The sequence below is a fragment of the Shimia sp. FJ5 genome (assembly GCF_032918335.1).
Lineage (GTDB): Bacteria > Pseudomonadota > Alphaproteobacteria > Rhodobacterales > Rhodobacteraceae > Shimia > Shimia aestuarii_A.
The window spans coordinates 17,318-39,234 of record NZ_JAWJUV010000001.1; the positions used below are offsets into that span (position 1 = coordinate 17,318).

23 protein-coding genes are annotated in these 21,917 nt (G+C 60.0%); 15 read left to right on the forward strand and 8 right to left on the reverse strand.

Going from position 1 to position 21,917, the window contains the following annotated elements:
- Window positions 1-17: 17 nt before the first annotated feature.
- The gene (locus R1W01_RS00155; protein WP_297756571.1) at window positions 18-1,661 is read right to left on the reverse strand and encodes a BCCT family transporter; all 1,644 of its coding nucleotides are present in this window, start codon (window positions 1,659-1,661) and stop codon (window positions 18-20) included.
- A gap of 53 nt (window positions 1,662-1,714) precedes the next feature.
- Window positions 1,715-2,128 carry a universal stress protein gene (locus tag R1W01_RS00160; protein WP_297756570.1) on the reverse strand — a complete coding sequence of 138 codons (414 nt, stop codon included), beginning with the start codon at window positions 2,126-2,128 and terminating at the stop codon, window positions 1,715-1,717.
- 457 nt (window positions 2,129-2,585) lie between these two features.
- Between R1W01_RS00160 and rpsM the strand changes: the two genes are divergently transcribed.
- From rpsM to R1W01_RS00230, 14 genes are all read left to right on the forward strand, one after another.
- A complete protein-coding gene (rpsM, locus tag R1W01_RS00165) occupies window positions 2,586-2,954 on the forward strand; it encodes a 30S ribosomal protein S13 (protein ID WP_243611527.1) in 369 nt (122 codons plus the stop codon).
- Window positions 2,955-2,969: 15 nt separating this feature from the next.
- Window positions 2,970-3,359, forward strand: a complete 390-nt coding sequence (rpsK, locus tag R1W01_RS00170) for a 30S ribosomal protein S11 (RefSeq protein ID WP_243611526.1) — start codon at window positions 2,970-2,972, stop codon at window positions 3,357-3,359.
- Window positions 3,360-3,473: 114 nt separating this feature from the next.
- Entirely contained in the window at window positions 3,474-4,490 is a 1,017-nt protein-coding gene (locus R1W01_RS00175; RefSeq protein WP_243611525.1) for a DNA-directed RNA polymerase subunit alpha, read from the forward strand.
- A 137-nt stretch (window positions 4,491-4,627) separates the two neighbouring features.
- Window positions 4,628-5,053, forward strand: coding sequence for a 50S ribosomal protein L17 (rplQ, locus tag R1W01_RS00180; RefSeq protein ID WP_243611524.1), 426 nt, complete (start codon window positions 4,628-4,630; stop codon window positions 5,051-5,053).
- Between the two features lie 257 nt (window positions 5,054-5,310).
- Window positions 5,311-6,687 carry a trypsin-like peptidase domain-containing protein gene (locus R1W01_RS00185; protein ID WP_297756569.1) on the forward strand — a complete coding sequence of 459 codons (1,377 nt, stop codon included), beginning with the start codon at window positions 5,311-5,313 and terminating at the stop codon, window positions 6,685-6,687.
- 3 nt (window positions 6,688-6,690) lie between these two features.
- Window positions 6,691-8,007, forward strand: coding sequence for a replication-associated recombination protein A (locus R1W01_RS00190; protein WP_297756568.1), 1,317 nt, complete (start codon window positions 6,691-6,693; stop codon window positions 8,005-8,007).
- A gap of 53 nt (window positions 8,008-8,060) precedes the next feature.
- Window positions 8,061-8,438 (forward strand): fluoride efflux transporter CrcB, encoded by a 378-nt coding sequence (crcB, locus tag R1W01_RS00195; protein ID WP_243611521.1) that lies wholly within the window; start codon window positions 8,061-8,063, stop codon window positions 8,436-8,438.
- Window positions 8,435-9,487 carry an RluA family pseudouridine synthase gene (locus tag R1W01_RS00200; RefSeq protein WP_243611520.1) on the forward strand — a complete coding sequence of 351 codons (1,053 nt, stop codon included), beginning with the start codon at window positions 8,435-8,437 and terminating at the stop codon, window positions 9,485-9,487. The genes crcB and R1W01_RS00200 overlap by 4 nt, the downstream gene beginning before the upstream one ends.
- Window positions 9,484-10,164, forward strand: a complete 681-nt coding sequence (locus tag R1W01_RS00205) for an HAD-IA family hydrolase (protein ID WP_297756567.1) — start codon at window positions 9,484-9,486, stop codon at window positions 10,162-10,164. The genes R1W01_RS00200 and R1W01_RS00205 overlap by 4 nt, the downstream gene beginning before the upstream one ends.
- The gene (locus R1W01_RS00210) at window positions 10,161-10,868 is read left to right on the forward strand and encodes an ATP12 family chaperone protein (protein ID WP_243611518.1); all 708 of its coding nucleotides are present in this window, start codon (window positions 10,161-10,163) and stop codon (window positions 10,866-10,868) included. Before R1W01_RS00205 ends, R1W01_RS00210 begins: the two co-directional genes overlap by 4 nt.
- A 203-nt stretch (window positions 10,869-11,071) precedes the next feature.
- On the forward strand, window positions 11,072-12,088 hold the full coding sequence (locus tag R1W01_RS00215; protein WP_243611517.1) for an amino acid ABC transporter substrate-binding protein: 1,017 nt from the start codon (window positions 11,072-11,074) through the stop codon (window positions 12,086-12,088).
- A gap of 117 nt (window positions 12,089-12,205) precedes the next feature.
- Window positions 12,206-13,438, forward strand: a complete 1,233-nt coding sequence (locus R1W01_RS00220; RefSeq protein ID WP_243611516.1) for an amino acid ABC transporter permease — start codon at window positions 12,206-12,208, stop codon at window positions 13,436-13,438.
- A gap of 3 nt (window positions 13,439-13,441) precedes the next feature.
- The gene (locus R1W01_RS00225; protein WP_243611515.1) at window positions 13,442-14,740 is read left to right on the forward strand and encodes an amino acid ABC transporter permease; all 1,299 of its coding nucleotides are present in this window, start codon (window positions 13,442-13,444) and stop codon (window positions 14,738-14,740) included.
- A gap of 12 nt (window positions 14,741-14,752) precedes the next feature.
- Complete coding sequence (locus R1W01_RS00230) at window positions 14,753-15,544, forward strand: amino acid ABC transporter ATP-binding protein (protein ID WP_279391695.1); 792 nt, start codon at window positions 14,753-14,755, stop codon at window positions 15,542-15,544.
- Between the two features lie 57 nt (window positions 15,545-15,601).
- On the opposite strand, the gene R1W01_RS00235 is transcribed toward R1W01_RS00230, so the two are convergent.
- Genes R1W01_RS00235 through argB form a run of 3 tightly spaced genes read right to left on the reverse strand, consistent with a single transcriptional unit; the run spans window position 15,602 to window position 17,629 of the window.
- Window positions 15,602-16,093, reverse strand: coding sequence for a SixA phosphatase family protein (locus tag R1W01_RS00235; RefSeq protein ID WP_297756566.1), 492 nt, complete (start codon window positions 16,091-16,093; stop codon window positions 15,602-15,604).
- The gene (locus R1W01_RS00240) at window positions 16,083-16,742 is read right to left on the reverse strand and encodes a ferredoxin (RefSeq protein ID WP_297756565.1); all 660 of its coding nucleotides are present in this window, start codon (window positions 16,740-16,742) and stop codon (window positions 16,083-16,085) included. The genes R1W01_RS00235 and R1W01_RS00240 overlap by 11 nt, the downstream gene beginning before the upstream one ends.
- Window positions 16,743-16,765: 23 nt before the next feature.
- Entirely contained in the window at window positions 16,766-17,629 is an 864-nt protein-coding gene (argB, locus tag R1W01_RS00245; protein WP_243611512.1) for an acetylglutamate kinase, read from the reverse strand.
- Window positions 17,630-17,741: 112 nt separating this feature from the next.
- Between argB and R1W01_RS00250 the strand changes: the two genes are divergently transcribed.
- Window positions 17,742-18,473, forward strand: a complete 732-nt coding sequence (locus R1W01_RS00250) for an SDR family NAD(P)-dependent oxidoreductase (RefSeq protein WP_243611511.1) — start codon at window positions 17,742-17,744, stop codon at window positions 18,471-18,473.
- A 179-nt stretch (window positions 18,474-18,652) separates the two neighbouring features.
- On the opposite strand, the gene yihA is transcribed toward R1W01_RS00250, so the two are convergent.
- From yihA to yidC, 3 genes are read right to left on the reverse strand one after another with little or no spacing between them, the layout of a single operon-like run.
- Entirely contained in the window at window positions 18,653-19,306 is a 654-nt protein-coding gene (gene yihA / locus R1W01_RS00255; protein WP_243611510.1) for a ribosome biogenesis GTP-binding protein YihA/YsxC, read from the reverse strand.
- Window positions 19,306-20,058 (reverse strand): MOSC domain-containing protein, encoded by a 753-nt coding sequence (locus R1W01_RS00260; RefSeq protein ID WP_297756563.1) that lies wholly within the window; start codon window positions 20,056-20,058, stop codon window positions 19,306-19,308. The genes yihA and R1W01_RS00260 overlap by 1 nt, the downstream gene beginning before the upstream one ends.
- On the reverse strand, window positions 20,055-21,872 hold the full coding sequence (yidC, locus tag R1W01_RS00265) for a membrane protein insertase YidC (protein ID WP_297756562.1): 1,818 nt from the start codon (window positions 21,870-21,872) through the stop codon (window positions 20,055-20,057). Before yidC ends, R1W01_RS00260 begins: the two co-directional genes overlap by 4 nt.
- Window positions 21,873-21,917: the final 45 nt, after the last annotated feature.

Below are 21,917 nucleotides of genomic sequence, written 5' to 3' on the forward strand. Positions count from 1 at the left end.
TCTTGGGTGAGCGGTGCTCAGACCTGTTTGCGCTCTGCGACGAGGCCGCGCCAAATGGCGTAGCACATCAAGAGCAGGACCACCGTGAAGGGCAGGCCGGTCGAGATCACCATCGCCTGAAGCGACGCGAGGCCACCCCCAAGCAACAGCGCAATCGCCACCGCGCCTTCGAACACGCACCAGAACACACGCTGCGGAACCGGTGCGTCGACCTTACCGCCTGCGGTGATGGTGTCGATCACCAGCGAGCCCGAGTCCGAGGAGGTCACGAAGAAGACCACGACAAGGATGATGCCGACAAAGCTGGTGATGCTGGCCAGCGGAAGCTCCGCAAGCATCTTGAACAGCTTCAGCTCGAGCGAGGCATCCTGCACGGTGGTGACACCGTCCTGAACGTATTGCTGGATCGCGGTGCCGCCAAAGACGCTCATCCACAGGACGCAGACGAGGCTCGGGATCAACAGAACGCAGATCACGAATTCCCGCACGGTGCGACCACGCGAGACGCGCGCGATGAACATGCCGACGAACGGGGACCAGCTGATCCACCAGGCCCAGTAGAACGCCGTCCAGCCCTGGCTGAAGTTGGCGTCTTCACGCCCAATCGGGTTCGATAGAGCGGGCAGGTAGGCGATATAGGCCCCAAGGCTGTCAAAGAAGCCGGTCAGGATCGCGATGGTCGGCCCTACGATGAGCACAAAGGCGAGCAGAATAAACGCCAGCCCCATGTTGATCTCGGAGAGCACCTTCACACCACCATCAAGGCCGCGCACGACCGAGACAAGCGCCACTGCCGTAATGGCACTGATGAGGATGACCTCGGTGCCAGAGCCAACCGGAACGCCAAACAGCTCGTTCAGGCCCGCGTTTGCCTGCGTCGCGCCAAAGCCAAGTGATGTGGCAAGGCCGAAGAGCGTCGCGAACACCGCCATGATGTCGATGATATGGCCCCACCAGCCCCAGACACGTTCGCCGAGGATTGGGTAGAACGCCGAGCGGATGGTGAGCGGCAGACCCTTGTTATAAGAGAACAAGGCCAGCGCCAGAGCCACGACCGCATAGATCGCCCAGGGGTGAAGACCCCAGTGGAAGATCGTCGCTGCCATGCCAAGGCGGATCGACTCGGCCTCGTTGCCCGCTGCGGCCCCGAGCGGCGCCCAGTCCGTGCGTGCCCCATCTTCGCCAACCGCGATCCCGCCAAGCGAGGTCGAGAAATGGCTCATCGGCTCCGACACGCCGTAGAACATCAGGCCGATGCCCATACCGGCGGCGAACAGCATCGCGAACCAGCCAATATAGCTATAGTCCGGTGTCGCGTCGTCGCCACCAAGCCGCACCTTGCCAAGCGGCAAGACAATCAGCAGGAGGCAGAAGATCACAAAGACGTTCGCTGCTCCGAGGAAGAAGAAGTCGAAGGTGCTGGTCAGGTAGGGACGCAGCCATCCGAAGATCGACGCGGCCTGCTCGGGCAGGGCGAGCGCGTAGAACACGAACAGCATGATGCTAAGCCCGGATACAAGGAACACCGGGTTGTGGATATCAAGCCCGAACGGGCCAATCTGGGTTTCGATATTGTCTTGACCGATCTCGTATTCGGTATCGATCACTTCAGAGACACCTTCCGGTTCCGGAATGCCCTGATCGTTGTTTGTTTCGGCCATGGTGGCCTCCTCATCTTGCGCGTTTCAGTTGAGATGCTCCGATCCTGCAAGGATCAGCGCACCACCATGACGGTCACTTTCGCGTGCCCCGCGATCGTGCCCCCGTTCGATGGCCAGATGTAGTCGGTGATGTTGGGCACATGGCTTCCCATCACGACAAGATCGGCTCCGGTTTCCGTCACGGCCTTGAGCAAGGTGGGATCGAGATCCACCGTCGGGTCGTGGCTGGTTACGGCATGGGCGCTCGCGTCGATGCCGTGCGCCTTGGCCTGATCCGCGGCAAAGGCGTCGAGCTTTTCCGCGAATTCCTTCGGGTTATGTGCGACAGACCCGGGCGTTCCGGCGGTGACGGCGACATAGGTCACCTTCGCGCCGTAAAGCTTTGCGAGGTCGGATGCACAGGTCAGTGCCTTGTCGAGCTGCCCGGCATGGGCAAGGTCCACAGGCACCATGATGTGTTTGAACACGTCTTGCTCCCTTTTCGTTACTGGCACGAGCCCGGGAGATGTTGGTCCAGCTCTTTGGCCGGTTGTCCGGGCCTCGCGCGTTTCCTTCCTGAAACAGCCGTAACATTGGCTGTTCCGATACAGCCTACAGGCGAAATCGCCATAAAAACAGGCATGCCCGCCCCATCAGACAAGAAAAACGACACGAAGAGCCGCATCTTTTATCTTGACTCGCCGGGGAGGGACGTATCTTTCCATGACTGTCGCGAAGGGAAATCCATGCCAATCAGGGGCTTGACCCTTGGGACAAATCCCCATAAACCGCACCATCTCTTTAGAGAGAATCAATCTTTTGCTGCGGGTCGCACCCGCATCGCAAGATCACCTGAATCAGCTGAGGCCCGGCGCAAAATCGTCGGGCTTACGTTGTGAAAAAAGGTTCCGGAACTACGGAACCGCAACGAAAAGGAAATGTCACGTGGCACGTATCGCCGGCGTTAACATCCCGACTGCAAAGCGGGTCCCCATCGCCCTCACCTATATCACCGGCATTGGCAACACTTCCGCCAAAGCTATCTGCGACGCGGTCGGCATCGACGTCACCCGTCGTGTGAACGAACTCTCCGACGCAGAAGTCCTCGCCATCCGCGAGCACATCGACGCCAACTTCACCGTCGAAGGTGACCTGCGCCGCGAAGTTCAGATGAACATCAAGCGTCTCATGGACCTCGGCTGCTACCGCGGCCTGCGTCACCGCCGCAACCTGCCGGTTCGCGGTCAGCGCACCCACACCAACGCTCGCACCCGCAAAGGCCCCGCAAAGGCCATTGCCGGTAAGAAGAAATAAGGGAGGGTTCGATCAATGGCACGCGATAAGACTCGTACCAAGCGTAAAGAGCGCAAGAACATCGCCACCGGCGTTGCACATGTGAACTCTTCGTTCAACAACACCAAGATCCTGATCTCGGACGTGCAGGGCAACGCGATTTCGTGGTCCTCCGCCGGCACCATGGGCTTCAAAGGGTCGCGTAAGTCGACACCTTATGCCGCCCAGATGGCTGCAGAAGATGCTGGCCGCAAGGCTCAGGAACACGGCGTCAAGACCCTCGAGGTCGAGGTTCAGGGCCCCGGTTCGGGCCGTGAATCGGCACTGCGCGCGCTGGCCGCAATCGGTTTCAACATCACCTCGATCCGTGATGTGACCCCGATCGCGCACAACGGCTGCCGCCCGCCGAAACGCCGCCGCGTCTAAACACATGACTTTACTGCTGGGGCCGCGTGATTTTCACGGCCCCAGTTCGCCGTTTTAAACCTCGGGCGTCTGACCTTTTTTGGACATGGAGGGCAGACAGGAATGGAGGGACGCATGATCCACAAGAACTGGGCTGAACTTATCAAGCCGACCCAACTTGACGTGAAGCCGGGCAATGACCCCGCACGTCAGGCCACCATCGTGGCAGAACCGCTTGAGCGTGGCTTTGGCCTGACGCTCGGCAACGCGCTGCGTCGCGTGCTGATGTCGTCGCTTCAGGGCGCGGCCATCACCTCGGTGCAGATCGACAACGTGCTGCACGAGTTCTCGTCCGTCGCCGGTGTGCGCGAAGACGTGACCGACGTCATCCTGAACCTCAAGGGCGTTTCCCTCCGCATGGAAGTCGAAGGCCCCAAGCGCCTCTCGATTAATGCCAAGGGTCCGGGCGCCGTGACCGCTGGTGACATCTCCGACAGCGCGGGCATCGAGATCCTGAACAAGGATCACGTGATCTGCCACCTCGACGAAGGTGCAAACCTCTACGTTGAACTGACGGTCAACACCGGCAAAGGCTATGTCTCGGCTGACAAGAACAAGCCCGAAGACGCGCCCATCGGCCTGATCCCGATCGACGCCATCTATTCGCCGGTCAAGAAAGTTTCCTATGACGTGCAGCCAACCCGCGAGGGCCAGGTGCTCGACTATGACAAACTGACCATGAAGATCGAAACCGACGGGTCGCTGACCCCCGAAGACGCCGTGGCCTTCGCCGCGCGCATCCTTCAGGACCAGCTGACCATCTTCGTCAACTTCGAAGAGCCCGAATCCGCGGGCCGTCAGGAAGAAGACGACGGTCTCGAATTCAACCCGCTGCTCCTCAAGAAGGTCGACGAGCTGGAACTGTCGGTCCGTTCGGCAAACTGCCTCAAGAACGACAACATCGTCTATATCGGCGATCTCATCCAGAAGACCGAAGCCGAGATGCTCCGCACCCCGAACTTCGGCCGCAAGTCGCTCAACGAGATCAAGGAAGTGCTCTCGGGCATGGGGCTGCACCTCGGCATGGACGTCGAGGACTGGCCGCCGGACAACATCGAAGAGCTGGCCAAGAAGTTCGAAGACAGCTTCTAAGTGAATTCGGGTGGGCCTCTGGTCCACCCGCATAAATGCCCGGACCGCCGGGGACAAACTGGGCACATGCCCCAAGGAGAGCGGCTGACACGCATCGGCCGCCAGACAAAGCAAAACGCAAGATAAGGATTTGAACAATGCGTCACGCAAAAGGCTACCGTCGCCTGAACCGTACCCACGAGCACCGCAAGGCGCTCTTCGCCAACATGGCTGGCTCGCTGATCGAACACGAACAGATCAAGACCACCCTGCCCAAGGCGAAAGAACTGCGCCCGGTCGTGGAAAAACTCATCACCCTCGCCAAGCGCGGCGACGTGCACGCCCGCCGTCAGGCCCGTGCCCGTCTCAAGGAAGACCAGTATGTCACCAAACTGTTTGACGTGCTCGGCCCGCGCTTTGCCGACCGTCAGGGTGGCTATGTCCGCATTCTGAAAGCCGGCTTCCGCTATGGCGACATGGCACCGATGGCGATCATCGAATTCGTTGACCGTGACGTCGATGCCAAAGGCGCCGCCGATAAGGCACGCGTTGCCGCCGAAGAGATCGACGCCGACGAAGCATAAGTTCCGCCGGTCATCGCCCGCTGGATGGCCCCCGCCTGAGGTTTCAGGCGGGGGTTTTTCTTTGCCTTTTGGTAACTGCGTGCGCTGCATTAAACGTGCGAAACGGGTGGAATTCGCAGTCCGGCACCGACGCAATACCGACGTGATACCGACGCGATACAGACCCGCGTTTTTGCGCCTTTCTCCCGATTCGGCCGTGGCGCTTGCAATCTGTGCCGCGTCTCCGCATATCATGGTCAGGTATTTCCGGAGGCCCCATGTTTCGACTGTTGATTGCCCTTGTAATCCTCGTGGTTCCGGCCCACGCCGAAACCCGCATTCCTCAGAGCCAGGCCGAGATTTCCCTCGGCTTTGCGCCACTTGTGAAAGAGGCTGCCCCGGCGGTCGTCAACATATACGCCAAACGCGTCGTCGCCGTGCGCGAAAGCCCGTTTTCTGGCGATCCATTCTTTGGAAATCTCTTTAGAAATCAAGGGCGTCAGCGTCCTCGCGTGCAGAATTCCTTGGGCTCGGGGGTGATCCTGTCGGAGGATGGTATCGTCGTGTCCAACTTTCATGTTGTGGGCCACGCCACCGACATTCGGGTGCAGTTGAAGGACCGTCGTGAGTATTCCGCCAAGGTGCTTCTCGCCGATCAGGAAAGCGATCTCGCCATCCTTCAGATCGAGGATGCGGACGCCATGCCCTACCTCTATCTGCGCGATAGCGACACGGTCGAAGTTGGCGAATTGGTCCTCGCGATCGGCAACCCGTTCGGCGTCGGCCAGACCGTCACCTCCGGTATCATCTCCGGCCTCGCCCGCTCCGGCACCGCCACCGGCAACGCCCGCGGGTATTTCCTGCAAACCGACGCGCCGATCAATCCGGGCAATTCCGGCGGCGCGCTCATTGACGTGAATGGCGATCTTGTCGGGGTGAATACCTCGATCCTGACCCGCTCGGGCGGATCGAACGGGATCGGGTTCGCGATCCCCTCGGCGCTTGTGCGCGAGTTCGTTGAACAGGCCCGCGCGGGCCGTGCGAGTTTTGCAAGGCCTTGGGCTGGTATGGGTGGGCAACCTGTCGATTCCGACCTTGCAGACGGGCTTGGCCTCGGGCGACCCGAAGGGGTGCTTGTTTCCGACCTTCATCCGGAAAGTCCGTTTGCGGCCAAAGGGTTCGCGCCTGGCGACGTGATCCTTGAGGTGGATGGTCAACCGGTCAACACGCCTGCGGAAATGGTCTTTCGCATGTCGGTGGCAGGTATAGGACATGAGACGAAGATCCTTGCGCTCATGGCAGGAGAGGAGACGGTGGTAGACGTGCCAATGATCGTCGCGCCGGAGAGCCCAGATCGGGAGACACGCCTGACCGATAGCGACTCTGCGGTCCCTGAACTTACGTTCTCGAACATCAACCCGGCGGTCATTTCCGAGTTCAATCTGCCGCTCAACGTGACCGGTGTGGCTGTCGAGAACCCCGGCCCGGTCGGAGCACGGATCGGATTGCGTCCCGGCGACATCCTACGGGTCATCGACGGCGTTGAGATTGAGACCACCGAAGACGCGGAAACCGCCCTGCGCAAAGCATCGCGGAACATCACCCTCGAGATTCAGCGCGGAACCCAACGCATTGTCTCTCGCTTTCGTCTCTAAACGATGGCTGACCTGTTCGATCAATCCCCCGGCGACTCGCCCAAGGATGGCAACGCGCCGCGTCCCCTTGCGGATCGCCTACGCCCGAAATCCCTTAGTGAGGTGATCGGTCAAGAACAGGTGCTTGGTCCTGACGCGCCGCTTGGTGTCATGCTGGCCTCGGGATCTTTGTCGTCTTTGATCTTCTGGGGGCCGCCGGGTGTCGGCAAGACGACCATCGCGCGGCTCCTCGCGGATGAGACCAATCTTCATTTTGTCCAGATAAGTGCGATCTTCACTGGGGTGCCTGAGCTTCGCAAGGTCTTTGAAGCCGCCAAGATCAGGCGTCAGAACGGGCAGGGCACGCTATTGTTCGTGGACGAAATTCACCGTTTCAACAAAGCCCAGCAAGACGGGTTCCTGCCGCATATGGAGGATGGCACGATCCTCCTCGTGGGAGCGACGACGGAAAACCCTTCTTTCGAGTTGAACGCTGCTGTGCTGAGTCGATCGCAAGTCCTTGTTCTCGAACGGCTTTCCTTGGCCGATCTTGAGCGGCTCGCGCAGCGCGCTGAACAGGAGCTCGGTCGCGCTCTCCCTCTCGACGGTCCGGCGCGCGAGGCGCTTCTGGAGATGGCGGATGGCGATGGGCGTGCTTTGCTCAACTTGATCGAACAAGTTGCGGCATGGACCGTAGAGGGCAAGCTCGACTCTCAGGCGCTTGCAACGCGTCTCATGAAACGCGCTGCAAAATACGACAAGGGTGGGGAAGAGCATTACAATCTGATCTCTGCCCTGCACAAGTCCGTGCGTGGATCGGACCCGGATGCCGCGCTCTATTGGTTCGCTCGGATGCTCGAAGGGGGGGAAGATCCTCGATTCCTTGCGCGCCGGATCACCCGGATGGCGGTCGAAGATATTGGGCTAGCGGATCCACAGGCGCAGGACGTCTGTCTTCAGAGCTGGCAAACCTATGAGCGGCTTGGAAGCCCCGAAGGCGAATTGGCATTGGCGCAGGCACTGGTCTACCTCGCGCTCGCGCCGAAATCGAACGCAACCTACGCTGCCTACAAACAAGCTCGTGCCGCCGCCCGCAAGACAGGCTCCGAGCCGCCGCCAAAGCATATCCTCAATGCGCCAACACGGCTCATGGAAGAGCAGGGCTATGGCTCGGGCTACCAGTACGATCATGACGCGGAAGACGGGTTTTCTGGGCAGGACTACTTCCCCGAGACAATGAAACGCCCTGTCCTCTACTCGCCGGTTGAACGAGGGTTTGAACGGGAGCTGAAGAAGCGGCTCGACTATTTCTCCAAGCTCAGGATCAAGCGCAACAGCTGATGGGTTTGCCTGCATTGCTTGACAAATGAGCAAGGGCAGGTGAGAGACGCGACATGTTTGCAAATCTTATATATGTGGCGATCGGCGGCGCGGCCGGGGCGTCCTTGCGCTATGCCTCCGGGATCGGGATCACCCGCCTGTTTGGGCATGGCTTCCCGCTTGGCGTGATCGTGGTGAATATTCTCGGCTCATTCCTAATGGGGGCTTTCGTGGTCCTCGCAGCGCAGCGCAGCCTGACCCATTTGTCGCCTCTCGTCATGACGGGGTTCCTTGGCGGGTTCACGACATTCTCGGCCTTCTCGCTTGAGGCGGTGACACTATTTGAACGTGGGCAGACCGGGGCGGCCGCGCTCTATGTGATGATATCGGTTGTAGGCTCGGTAGCCGCTCTTTTTGCAGGGCTTTGGATGGCGCGGGGGATGTTCGCATGAGCAAGGTTCAGGTCATCGAGGTTGGCGAAGACGATTCCGATCAGCGGCTCGACCGTTGGCTGCGTCGCATTTTCCCGCACATCAATCAGATCCGCATCGAGAAGATGTGCCGCAAGGGCGAAATTCGGGTCGATGGCGGGCGGGTCAAACCGGCGACGCGATTGCAGGCAGGACAGCAGGTTCGGATTCCGCCTCTGCCAGATGCGGGCGAAGTTGCCGCTGCGCGCAAGTCGGCCCCGACACGCGTCTCGGATGCGGATGCACGGATGATCCGCGATTGCGTGATCTACAAGGACGATCACATCATCGCGCTGAACAAGCCGCCGGGCCTTCCAACGCAAGGCGGTAGCAAACAGACCAAGCACGTGGATGGGCTGGCCGAGGCGTTGAAGTTCGATCTCGACGAAAAGCCGCGCCTCGTGCACCGGCTCGACAAGGATACGTCCGGTGTCCTGATCCTAGCGCGAACGCGCAAGATGGCGAGTGCGCTGACCACGGCATTCCGACACCATGCCACACGCAAGATTTATTGGGCCGTGGTGGCCGGTGTGCCGACGCCTTATCTTGGAGAGATCAAATACGGCCTCGTCAAAGCACCGGGGCATGGCAAGCGTGGCGAAGGCGAAAAGATGCTCTGCGTCCATCCTCGTGACGTGGCTCAGACAGAGGGCGCCAAGCGTGCGATTACCCAGTATGCGACGCTCTACCGTGTGGCGAGCCGTGCGGCCTGGGTCGCGCTCGAGCCGATCACCGGGCGCACGCACCAGCTTCGGGCGCACATGGCCGAGATCGGGCATCCGATCATAGGCGATGGCAAATACGGCGGATCGGGGCAGGAGAACCTTGGCGACGGATGGGGCGCACATATGGGCGGCGTCATCAGCAACAAGCTCCACCTTCATGCACGCAGCTTTACATTCGAGCATCCCGCGACGTTTGAGGCGATGACGATCACGGCGGACCTGCCGGATCATATGGCCGCAACTTGGGAAACGTTCGGCTGGACGCCAGACCTTGCCGCGGACGATCCCTTCGAGGCGCTGCAATGAGCGCATTGCGCCTTGTGGTGTTCGATGTCGACGGGACGTTGGTGGATAGTCAGCGCACGATCCTCGAATCCATGCGGCGTGCATTTGAGGCGGTCGGAGTTACGCAGCCCACGCGCGAGGACGTGCTTGGGATCGTTGGTCTCTCGCTAGATGTAGCGATGGCTGAACTTGCACCCGATGCACCGCGCGAGACCCATCATGCGCTCGCAGACGCTTATAAGAGCGCCTATGTCGATCGACGCGCGCGCGAGGGAACAAAGCTCTCTTCCCCCTTCTTTCCCGGCGCGAGGGACACGCTCATGTCGCTGGCCGCACGGGAGGATCTTCTGCTTGGCGTGGCGACGGGAAAGTCTCGGCGTGGTCTCGACAAACTGATCGCAGGGCATGGTCTCGAAGGGGTTTTCGTGACCGAGCAAGTTGCGGACTTCCACCCGTCCAAACCTCATCCTGCAATGCTCGAAGCAGCCCTCGCAGAGACAGGTGTTCAAGCACAGGAAGCCGTGATGATCGGTGATACGAGCTTTGACATGGACATGGCGCGCGCGGCGGGGATACGGGGGATTGGCGTCGGCTGGGGCTACCACGACGCGGCACGGCTTTCTGCAGCGGACCGGATCATCGAGCGATTCGACGACCTGCCCGCAGCTTTGGATGATATCTGGAGACGAGACACATGAGTGGTTGGGCAAAGAAACGGTTCTGGAAAGAGACAACGGTCGAGGACGAGGGCGAAGGATTTGGCGTGCGCCTCGATGGACGCGCGGTAAAGACACCGGCAAAGGCGGCGCTCATCGTACCGACCCGCGCAATGGCCGAGGCCATCGCGGCAGAGTGGGACGCGCAGGAAGCCGAGATCAATCCGACCGCCATGCCGACAACACGTGGTGCCAATGCGGCGATCGACAAAGTACGGATTCAGCATGGCGAAGTGGCGGACATGCTTGCGGAGTATGGCAATAGCGATCTTCTCTGTTATCGAGCGGCACAGCCGCAGGAGTTGATCGCACGACAAGCAGAGGCTTGGGATCCGTTGCTTGAGCGGGCGGCTAAAGAGCTTTCAGCGTCACTGCGGCCGCTCTCTGGGATCATGCATGTCGACCAAGACGCACGGAGCCTTGCCGAGTTGCGCAAGCGCGTTCACGCGCTGAACGAATTCGAGCTGGCGGCGTTCCATGATCTCGTGAGCTTGTCGGGCTCTTTGGTGATCGGTTTCGCTGCGGTACATGGCTGGGCTCCGATTGACGAGCTTTGGGACGTCTCGCGTATCGACGAAACCTGGCAAGAAGAGCAGTGGGGCGTCGATGAAGAGGCGCAAGCGCAGGCCGCAATCAAGAAAGAAGCATTTTTGCATGCAGATCGATTCTTCGCGATGGCCCGCTAACTGCATAGTAACTTGTCGTTTTTCTGAATTCTCGGGCAGGCATTATCGGAATGATTGTAACCTGTGATACTGCCCTTGACGTTTTCCGATGAATCCGCCCAAACTGACTCTTACTGAGGGGATTGCCCCTTTCCAGTAACCCATTCGGTCATGCATGGCCGGACAAAACGCCCGTAGGGGCGGACCATCAGGAAGAGGTAAACATGAAAAAATCCGTTATTCTTGGCGCACTGACCGTAGCCGGTCTCGCAGCAGGCGCAGCCGCTGCAGGTACGCTGGACGACGTGAAAGCACGCGGCAAGCTGAACTGTGGCGTGACCACTGGTCTCGTCGGCTTTGCGGCGCCGGATGCGAACGGCAACTGGGATGGCTTTGACGTTGGCGTCTGCCGCGCTGTTGCAGCTGCTGTTCTTGGCGACCCGACAGCCGTCGAGTTTGTACCGACCACCGGTAAGACCCGCTTCACCGCGCTGGCTTCGGGTGAGATCGACATGCTGGCTCGTAACACCACCTGGACCTTCTCGCGCGACGTCGACCTCAAGTTCGAATTCGTTGGTGTGAACTACTACGACGGTCAGGGCTTCATGGTTCCGAAAGAGCTCGGCGTGAGCTCGGCCAAGGAACTCGACGGCGCCACCGTCTGCATCCAGACCGGCACCACCACCGAGCTGAACCTTGCGGACTTCTTCCGCGCCAACAACATCAGCTATGAGCCGGTTCCGATCGAAACCAACGCAGAAGCACAGCAGCAGTACCTTGCCGGTGCTTGCGACGTCTTCACCACCGACGCATCCGGCCTCGCAGCCACCCGTGCGACCTTCGAGAACCCGGGCGAGCACGCCGTTCTTCCGGAAATTATCTCGAAGGAGCCGCTTGGCCCGCTCGTGCGCCACGGCGACAATGAGTGGGGCGACGTTGTGCGCTGGACCCTCAATGCGCTCATCGCGTCTGAAGAGCTCGGCATCACCTCGGCCAACCTCGAAGAGATGGCCAAGGGCACGAACAACCCGGAAATCAACCGTATGATGGGCACCGAAGGTTCGCTCGGCGAGATGCTCGGCCTTGACGCAGATTGGGCCAAGCGCGCAATCGCAGCAGGCGGCAACTATGGTGAACTCTTTGCCAAGAACATCGGCGAAGAAACCCCGGTTGGCCTCGCACGCGGGCTGAACGCCCAGTGGACGAATGGCGGCCTGCTCTACTCGCCGCCCTTCCGCTAAGAACGACATTGGAGGGGCGCGGAGGCAACTTCGCGCCCCTTCGATTTTCCATACAGATCGGCCAACGGCACAAAAGCCACCTTTGAAAATAAGGCCGAACAACGGGGAACATCTCAGATGACAACAACGACCGACCCTCACAAGGAGTCGTTCCGGCTATCTATGCTGATCTACGATACCCGGTATCGTTCACTCACGTTTCAAGCAATCACAGCCGTCGTCCTTGCGCTTTGTATCTGGTACCTAGGGAACAACCTGATACAGAACCTGCGTGCCGCCGGGCTGAACATCGCCTTCGATTTCCTTGGCGACCCTTCCGGATATGACATCAACCAACGTCTCGTTGAGTACGACAGCCAGTCAACCCACGCGCGGGCTGCCTTGGTTGGCCTGCTCAATACTGTACTTGTCGCCTTCCTGGCCTGTGTGACCGCAACGATCTTCGGCGTGATCGCCGGCGTATTGCGTTTGTCCAACAACTGGTTGGTGTCCAAGCTGATGGCCGGCTATGTCGAGATCTTCCGCAATATCCCGGTCCTGATCTGGATCATCATCATCTTTACGATCATGACCGCGGTTCTACCCGGACCACGAGCCTTCCGCGGCGATGATCCGGCGGCGAGCATGCTGTTTAGCTCTTTCGCCTTCACGAACCGCGGCGTCTATATCCCGATGCCTTGGTTCGAGAACGGGATTTTCGCAAGCCCGACGATGAACTGGCTTTTGGTACTGGCTGGATTTGCCCTTTCTTGGTTCGTTGCGCATCGCATCAATCATTGGGCCACGGTAAAACAGGAAGCGACGGGCATTCGTCCCAAGACGCTCTTGCCGCTTCTTGCGACCTGGCTTGTGCCTTTCCTTGTTCTCATGCTCATCATGGGTCTGAGTTGGGAAACCCCGGAGTTGAAAGGCTTCAACTTCCGTGGCGGTATCAAGATCGGTGGACCGTTGATCGCGCTTTGGTTCGCGCTTTCGATCTACACGGGCGCATTTATCGCAGAGAACGTGCGTGCCGGGATCCAAGCGATTTCCAAGGGGCAGACCGAAGCCGCCGCCGCGCTTGGGCTACGGCCGCGTCGTGTCATGAACCTTGTGGTTCTGCCGCAGGCGCTTCGGGTCATCATCCCGCCGCTGATCTCGCAGTATCTCAACATTACCAAGAACTCTTCGCTGGCGATTGCCGTGGGCTATGCCGACATCACCGCGACGCTTGGTGGGATCACGCTCAACCAGACGGGCCGCGCGATTGAGAGTGTTTTGCTGTTGATGTTGTTCTACCTGACGGCGTCGTTGCTGATCTCGCTTGGGATGAATGCCTATAACGCGTCCGTCAAGCTGAAGGAGCGCTAAGCCATGAGTGATCAATCAACGAATTCCGTGGCTTTCGTGGCAGAGGGCACCATCCCGCCCTCGCCACCGCCTGCACGCGAAACAGGGGCGGTCAAATGGCTGCGAGAGAACCTGTTCTCGAATATTCCCAACTCCATCCTGACGATCGTTTCGCTCTACGTGATCTTTCTCGTTCTCAAGAACACCATGCCCTGGATGTTGAACGGGGTCTGGACGACGTCCAGTCTCGCACAATGCCGGGAGGTTCTGAACGGTGAGACCGGGGCGTGTTTCTCGGTCCTGACGGAGCGCTGGAACCAGTTGCTCTATGGGTTCAAATACCCCGTGGATGAGTATTGGCGCCCGAACTTGGCACTTCTGTTCATGATCGTTGCCGCAGCGCCGGTTCTGTTCTTCGACCTGCCGCGCAAGCTTCTTATCTTTACAGCGATCTATCCGTTTCTCGCCTATTGGTTGATCTGGGGCGGGACGATCTTTGTGCCGCTGATCGCACTTCTCGGCTTCGTCGTGGCGGGCATGGTCTTTCAGACCTTCAGCAAGGGCAGTTTTGCCATCGGCTTCTTCGGGGCGGTGATCGCGGCCTTTGTTGTCTGGCTCGGAGGCGGGGCATTGATCCCGGAATCCGCGTCGGAAAACGCTTTCCTGTCCTCGGTGCCAAGCCGTGATCTAGGTGGGTTCATGCTCAACCTGATGCTGGGCGCGACCTGCGTGTCGCTCTCGCTGCCGATCGGGATCGTGCTTGCCCTCGGGCGTCAGTCGGACATGCCGCTTATCAAGTGGGTCTGTGTGATCTTCATTGAGTTCGTGAGGGGCGTGCCGCTTATCACGCTGCTCTTCGTGGCATCGGTGATGTTGTCCTACTTCTTCCCGCCAGAGAGCACGGTGGACCTGTTCCTGCGTGTGGTCATCATGATCACGATGTTTGCCTCTGCCTATATCGCAGAGGTGATCCGTGGCGGTCTCGCGGCCCTTCCCAAAGGGCAGTACGAGGCCGCGGACAGCATCGGCCTTGCCTACCCGCAGGCGATGCGTCTCATCATCCTGCCGCAGGCGCTCAAGATCTCCATTCCGGGCATCGTGAATGTGGCCGTGGGTCTTTTTAAAGATACCACGCTCGTCTCGGTGATCTCGATGTTCGACCTTGTCGGTATGATCCGCGGGCCGATCCTCGCTTCTACGGAATGGAACGGCGTCTATTGGGAATTGCTTGGCTTTGCGGCCCTGCTTTTCTTCATCGTCTGCTACGGCATCTCTCAATATTCTCAGTGGCTCGAGCGTCGCCTTGCCACCGACCACCGCTAAGGAGTTCTGCAAATGTCTGAACTTATGTCTGAACGCGATATCGACCGCTCCAAAATGCAAGTGGGCAGCGATATAGCCATTGAAATCAACGCGATGAACAAGTGGTACGGTACGTTCCACGTGCTGCGCGACATCAACCTAACCGTCAACTCGGGCGAGCGGATCGTGATCTGTGGCCCGTCGGGCTCGGGCAAGTCGACGTTGATCCGCTGTATCAACCGCCTCGAGGAGCATCAGTCGGGCAGTATTGTCGTCGATGGCACGGAGCTTACCAACGATCTCAAGAACATCGACAAGATCCGGTCGGAAGTTGGCATGTGCTTTCAGCACTTCAACCTTTTCCCGCACCTGACGATCCTTGAGAACTGCACGTTGGCGCCGATTTGGGTTCGTAAGACACCCAAGAAGGAAGCCGAGGAAACGGCGATGCACTATCTTGAGAAGGTGAAAATTCCGGATCAGGCGCACAAGTATCCCGGCCAGCTTTCGGGCGGGCAACAGCAGCGTGTGGCGATTGCGCGCTCGCTCTGTATGAAGCCCCGTATCATGCTCTTTGACGAGCCGACTTCGGCGCTCGACCCGGAGATGATCAAAGAGGTGCTCGACACCATGATTGAGCTCGCGGAAGAGGGGATGACGATGCTCTGTGTGACGCATGAGATGGGCTTTGCACGGCAAGTCGCGAACCGCGTGATCTTTATGGATGAGGGTCAGATCGTGGAGCAGAACGAGCCGGAAGAGTTCTTCAATAACCCGAAGAGCGACCGCACCAAGCTTTTCCTGAGCCAGATCCTCGGGCACTAAGCGCGGCTGCGTGAGAATAAAAAGTGCCCCGCCAAGTGCGGGGCTCTTTGCTTTTGGTTAGAGCAACTCGCGCGGGACGATGAAGGCGCGGACCTTGCCCTTGCCGAGTTGAATATCCTGCCAGCGATCGACCTTGAATTCAAATACTGTCGTTGCGCAGGTCGGATAGTCGAGAAAACGCGAATGCTCTGGGATTTTCTTGGCCAGTCGCTCTGCAAATTCGCCAATGCCGGGGTTATGGCCAAGCATCAGAACCGTGTCGCCCGACGCCTCGCGGAGGCAGTCGAGCATGGCCGTGGCGGGGGCGAGATAGAGCTTGCGGGTGTAGGTCGGCTTGGCGTCGACCCGCAGGTGAGCATAGGTTTCGCGCGTGCGTTCAGAAGACGAGCTCAAGACAGTGTCTGGCGCATAGTCATTCTTGCGCAGCCAGTCGCCGATGGCATCGGCCGAGTCGCGGCCCCGCTGGTTCAGGGTGCGTTCATGATCGGCAAGGTCGGTCTGTCTCCAGCTCGATTTCGCATGCCGCATGAGGATCAGTCTAAGGGTCATTTTCGAGGAAGACTCGCATATGGTAAGACGATTGCTCTTCCAGTCTGCCATAGCCTTGTGACGCCGGACAAGCGCGCCGAACTGCACAGCCGCGCGTTAGGCAGCACGCGGGGCCGTCATCGCGGATGACCTTGCGGCAAGCGGCGACATCGTAGCTCCCGGATGCAAAGGCATCGACGGGGCAGGCGCTGATACAGGGGCGATCCGGGCATGTTTCGCAAGGCGAGGGCGGCGAATCGGGTAGCTCGACATGCTGGCGCAGGGCGAGCGCGCCGCGGAACGACACGAACAGACCAGCACGATCATGCACGAGAAGGTTTACAGGAGAGCTATGGCACCGTTCGGTGCGCAGCGCCCACTGATAGAACGGCATGTAGGGCGGGCCGGAATAGGGAAAGAACGGGTGCCCGCCAAGTGCGGTTGCCAGTGCGGTGACGACCCGCGAGGACCAGCGATCAACCGGGTTCGGGCCGCCGTCGAGATACTCTTTCTGGGTCTTGAAATGGGTCCAGAAGGCGGGCTCGAGCGGGCCGAGCATAAGCAGGGTGCCGAATCCATCTAGATCGGTGTCGTCCAGCGCCGGATGAAACCCGCCCAAGATATCGAGGTGTAGCGCGTTCGCGGCGGATTTCAGCGTCTCGTAGTTCATGAGCGTCCGCGATACTGCATCACTCAGTCCGCACGAATGAGCGACCCGGCACCGTGCTCGGTATAGAGTTCGAGCAAGCAGGCATGAGGCGCGCGACCATCAAGGATGACCACGGCGCGCACTCCGCCATCAATTGCATAGAGGGCGGTTTCGGTCTTGGGGATCATGCCGCCCGCGATGGTGCCGTCTTCGATAAGATCGCGGATTTGCTGGGCCTTGAGCTCGGTGATGACATCTCCGGTCTTGTCTTTGACACCAGCGACATCCGTCAGAAGAAGCAACCGGTCGGCATTGAGCGCGGCGGCGATGGCCCCGGCGGCAGTGTCGCCATTGACGTTGAAGGTTTCGCCATCACGGCCCGCACCAAGGGGGGCGATCACGGGGATCGTGTCATGGGCGAAAAGCTCGTGCAGGATATCGGGATCCATTTCGGATGGCGTGCCGACGAAACCAAGGTCGGGATTGGTCTGGTCGCAAATCATGAGGTTCGCGTCCTTGCCCGAAAGGCCGACGGCCTTGCCCCCCTGACCATTGATCGCTTGCACGATACGCTTGTTGACGATGCCGGACAGCACCATCTCGACCACTTCGACCGTTGCGGCATCGGTGACCCGTTTGCCGTTGACGAAATCGGATTTGATATCAAGACGTTCCAACATCGCGTTGATCATCGGACCGCCGCCATGGACGATCACCGGATTGACCCCAACCTGTCGCATGAGAACCACATCGCGGGCGAATTCTTCCATCGCCTCGTCGCTGCCCATGGCGTGACCGCCGAGCTTGATGACGACGATAGCGCCGGAGTAGCGCTGCAGGTAGGGGAGCGCCTGAGAGAGTGTGCGGGCGGTTGCGATCCAGTCGCGGTTCATGTCTTGCTTCTTCATGTCTGAGATCCTCTTGGGCAAATGTGTTAGCCCTTTGGGCCTTGGCTGCCAAGAGCCATTGCCCTTTGATGCGGTTTGGCGCAGGACTTGGGAGGGCAGAGAGAGGTGTGACATGGCCGATTCACAGAAGACGCTCCTTATCACGGGCGCGAGCCGGGGGATCGGCCACGCGACGGTGCGGCGGTTCAATCGCGAAGGCTGGCGGGTCGTCACCGTGTCGCGCACGCCCTGTGCGCCGGAATGCCCATTTGCGAGCCCCGAAAACCACCTCATGCTCGACCTGTCGGATGCCGCGGATACGGTCAATGCCATTGGAATCCTTCAAGAAATGCTCGGTGGGAGGTTGGATGCGTTGGTCAATAACGCCGGTGTGTCGCCGAAGGGGCCGGAAGGAGAGCGGCTCAATACTCTCAACACCGATCTGATGACATGGGGGCAGGTGTTCCACGTCAATTTCTTCGCCTCCGTGGTGTTGGCGCGCGGGCTCAAGGACGAGCTGGCGGCGGCGAAAGGATCGGTTGTCAACATCACCTCGATTGCAGGCAGCCGGGTGCACCCGTTTGCCGGCGCGGCCTATGCCACATCAAAGGCGGCGCTTGCGGCGCTCACCCGAGAAATGGCCCATGATTTCGGGCCCTTAGGGGTTCGCGTCAACGCCATTGCACCGGGGGAAGTCGAGACCGCGATCCTTAGTCCCGGCACGGACAAGATCGTCGAGAAACTGCCGCTCCAACGCCTTGGTCAGCCCGAGGAAGTGGCCTCGGCGATTTACTTCCTGTGCTCGGATGAGAGCTCGTATATCTCGGGGGCGGAGATCGAAGTCAACGGCGCGCAGCACGTCTAGGCGAATCAGGGTTAACGCGCTGATTTCGGAGGAAAACTGTCCTTCGGTATCACGTCGGTATTACGTCGGTATTGCGTCTGTGCCGGTTCGGCCAAGACCCGGTCTAAGGCGGCGTGCGTTGCGCGAATCGAGGGGGCACCGCGCGCTGGGCGTTGCCGAAGACTGGTTCAGAAAAAGCGCTAGATGAGGTTGGCGATGATGGCGCGCAGGGTCGGCAGGCCGTCGCCTTTTTCGGACGAGGTCAGGACGATCTCGGGGAAGGCGGCGGGGTGTTTGGCGAGTTTCTCGCGCACCTGAGCGAGCACCTTTTCGCGGTCCTTCAGCTTGACCTTGTCGGCCTTGGTCAGCACCGCCTGAAAGGTCACGGCGGAGCTATCGAGGAGGGACATGATTTCCTCGTCCACGTCCTTGATCCCGTGGCGCGCGTCGATGAGGACGAATGCGCGCCGCAGGGTCGCGCGGCCGGAGAGATATTGCTTGAGCAGCTTCTGCCACTTGGCGATCACGTCGAGCGGGGCATTGGCATAGCCATAGCCGGGGAGGTCGACGAGATAGTGATCATCCGCCAGCGTGAAGTAGTTGATCTCTTGCGTGCGGCCCGGCGTGTTGGAGGCCCGCGCGAGGCGGGTGCGGCCGGTCAGCGCGTTGATGAGGGAGGATTTGCCAACGTTTGAGCGCCCGGCAAAGCAGACCTCGATCCGGTCATCGGGCGGCAGGCCGGACATGGCGACGACGCCCTTGAGAAAGTCGGCGTTGCTTCCGGCAAAGAGCTTGCGGCCCTTCTCGCGGCTGATTTCATCCGGCTCTTCGGCGATGGGGAAGGGAAGCTGCATCAGAGCACCTCTAGGCGATCGCCAAGCGCGATGTCACCGGATTGCGTCACCACGGCATAGACGCCGAAATTCTGATGACCGAAGGTTGCGTTGAGCGCGCCGAGTGTATCGGCATCGCGTTCGCCCGTCTTGGGGTTTGCGGTCGTCGCAAGGCAGCGCACGATCTCTTCGCGCACTTCAAATTCGACGGTGCCGATGCGCAGGCGCTTGCCGAGCCAGCCCTGTTCCTCCCACGGGGCGAGGCCCTCGAGGTGGATATTGCCGCGCCAACGCAGCATCGATAGCGGCGCACCGCCCATTGCCGAAGAGAGCGCGTCGTTAGAGGCGAGGTTCAGAAGGCTCACCGAAGGAAAATCCGTGTCGGTCATGCCGTTCTGTGTCGGGCGCAAGAGCTTTGCGGAGGCCGAGCGGTTCTCCGGCATCAGAGGGCGCACCCAGTCGAGGAAGGCGGCCTGATCGGTGTCGGGGTCAAAGCGCAGGTCTGGGCGGTGCGGGTGGCTCAGGGTCACTGTCCCGCTGGTCTCATCGACCGACGCGTTGATCGCCATCAGGCGCGGTGCCTTGGCCCCGCGCGAGAAGTTCTGGCACGGTGCCCAAGCTGCCATATCAACAATCTTGGCGTCCTCATGTGCCACGGCCCAGCGACGGTCCCAGGGCATGGTCTGCCCTTGTTCAAGATGCACGTGCGAGAGGGATTCCCGCCCGTGCGACTTGATCGGGTGTCGCCAGAGGGCCGCGACACGCGCGGTCATTTCGCGTCGGTCTTCTTGCTGCGCGAGAAGCTCGATTTGATGTTGCCGAAGACATCGGGCTTATACCCGTGGCTGCGCATGATGAGGTATTGCTGGGTGAAGGTAATCACGTTGTTGGTGATCCAGTAGAGAACCAAGCCCGAGGCAAAGCTGCCGAGCATGAACATGAAGACCCATGGCATCCACGCAAAGATCATCGCCTGCGTCTGGTCGGTGGGCGCCGGGTTCAGCTTCTGCTGAAGCCACATGGAAATCCCGAGCAGGATCGGCAGGATGCCGAGGCTGATGATGGCGAGGAAGGAGCCGGGATCGGGCGCTGCAAAGGGCAGCAGGCCGAAGAGGTTCAGGATCGAGGACGGGTCCGGGGCGGAAAGGTCCGTGATCCAGCCAAGCCAAGGCGCGTGACGCAATTCGAGCGTTACGAAGATCACCTTGTAGAGCGAGAAGAAGATGGGGATCTGGATCAGGATCGGCAGACAGCCCGAGGCCGGGTTCACCTTTTCCTTCTTGTAGAGCTCCATCATGGATTGCTGCATCTTCTGACGGTCGTCGCCCGCGGCTTCTTTGAGCTTCTCCATTTGCGGTTGAAGCTCTTTCATCTTGGCCATGGAGGCATAGGATTTATAGGCCAGCGGGAAGACGATGATCTTGAGGATCACGGTCAGGCCGATGATCGCCCAGCCCATGTTGCCGATCAGCGAGTTCAGCCAATGCAGGGTCGCGAAGATCGGCTTGGTCAGGAAGAAGAACCAGCCCCAGTCGATCGAGTCGAGGAAGCCGGTCACACCGTCCTTTTCGTATTCGCGGATCGTGGCCCATTCCTTGGCACCGGCGAAAAGCTGGCTGTCGACAGAGACGGTCTCGCCAGCGGCGAGGGTCACGGTCGGCATGACGGCTTCGGTCTGGTAGATGTCGCGGCGGTCATCGTATTTGACGACGGATTTGAAGGGGCTGTTCTGGGTCGGGATGAGGGTTGCCATCCAGTAATGATCGGTAAAGCCGATCCAGCCGTTTTCCGTTACCGGGGTGACTTCGGCCTTGGCGCCTTCACGCTGGTCAAAGGCAAAGTCGGTGATCTCGTCATAATCGACTTCCGACAGTTCGCCATCGGCCATGCCGACGACGCCCTCGTGCAGGATGAAGAAGTTCTTGAGGTCGGTCGGTTCGCCATGGCGGGCGAGGATGCCATACGGGGCGAGCGATACGGTGCCCGCGCCGGTGTTCTCGACGCTTTGGTCGATGGAGAACATGTAGTTTTCATCGACCGAGATGGTGCGGCGGAAGGTCAGGCCAGCGCCGTTGTCCCATGTGAGGGTGACCGGGCTGTCCTCGGTCAAGGTCGCGTCGGCGGCGGCGGTCCATTCGGTGTTGGCACCAGGCACCGCATCAAGCGACAGGCCTGCGCCGGGCGCCCAGCCATAAAGCGCGTAGAAGGCATCCTGTTCACCACGGGGGGCGAGGAAAGTCACCGTCGGCGCGCCGGGGTCAAGGGTTTCGCGATAGTCATCGAGATGCAGGTCGTCGATGCGGCCACCCAGAAGCGAAATCGAGCCGGACAGGCGTGCGGTTTCGATCTTGATCCGCGGCGCCTCGGCGAGGGCGGTCACGTCGGGAGAGGCGGCGGCCTGATCCCCGGTTGTCGCGCTCGGATTGGCGACGGGGGGCGCTTGAGGCGTGTCGGCCTGACTCGTCACGGCCGGGGCGTTGGGGTCGACCACCGGCTCTTCGGGGGGGGGAAACATGACAAACCATACCAAAATCACGACGAAGCTCAGCACGGTCGCGAGGATGAGGTTCTTGTTCTGATCGTCCATTGCCGAAGACACCTGTTCCTTGAAACTTTGGGAGGGTTCAACAGA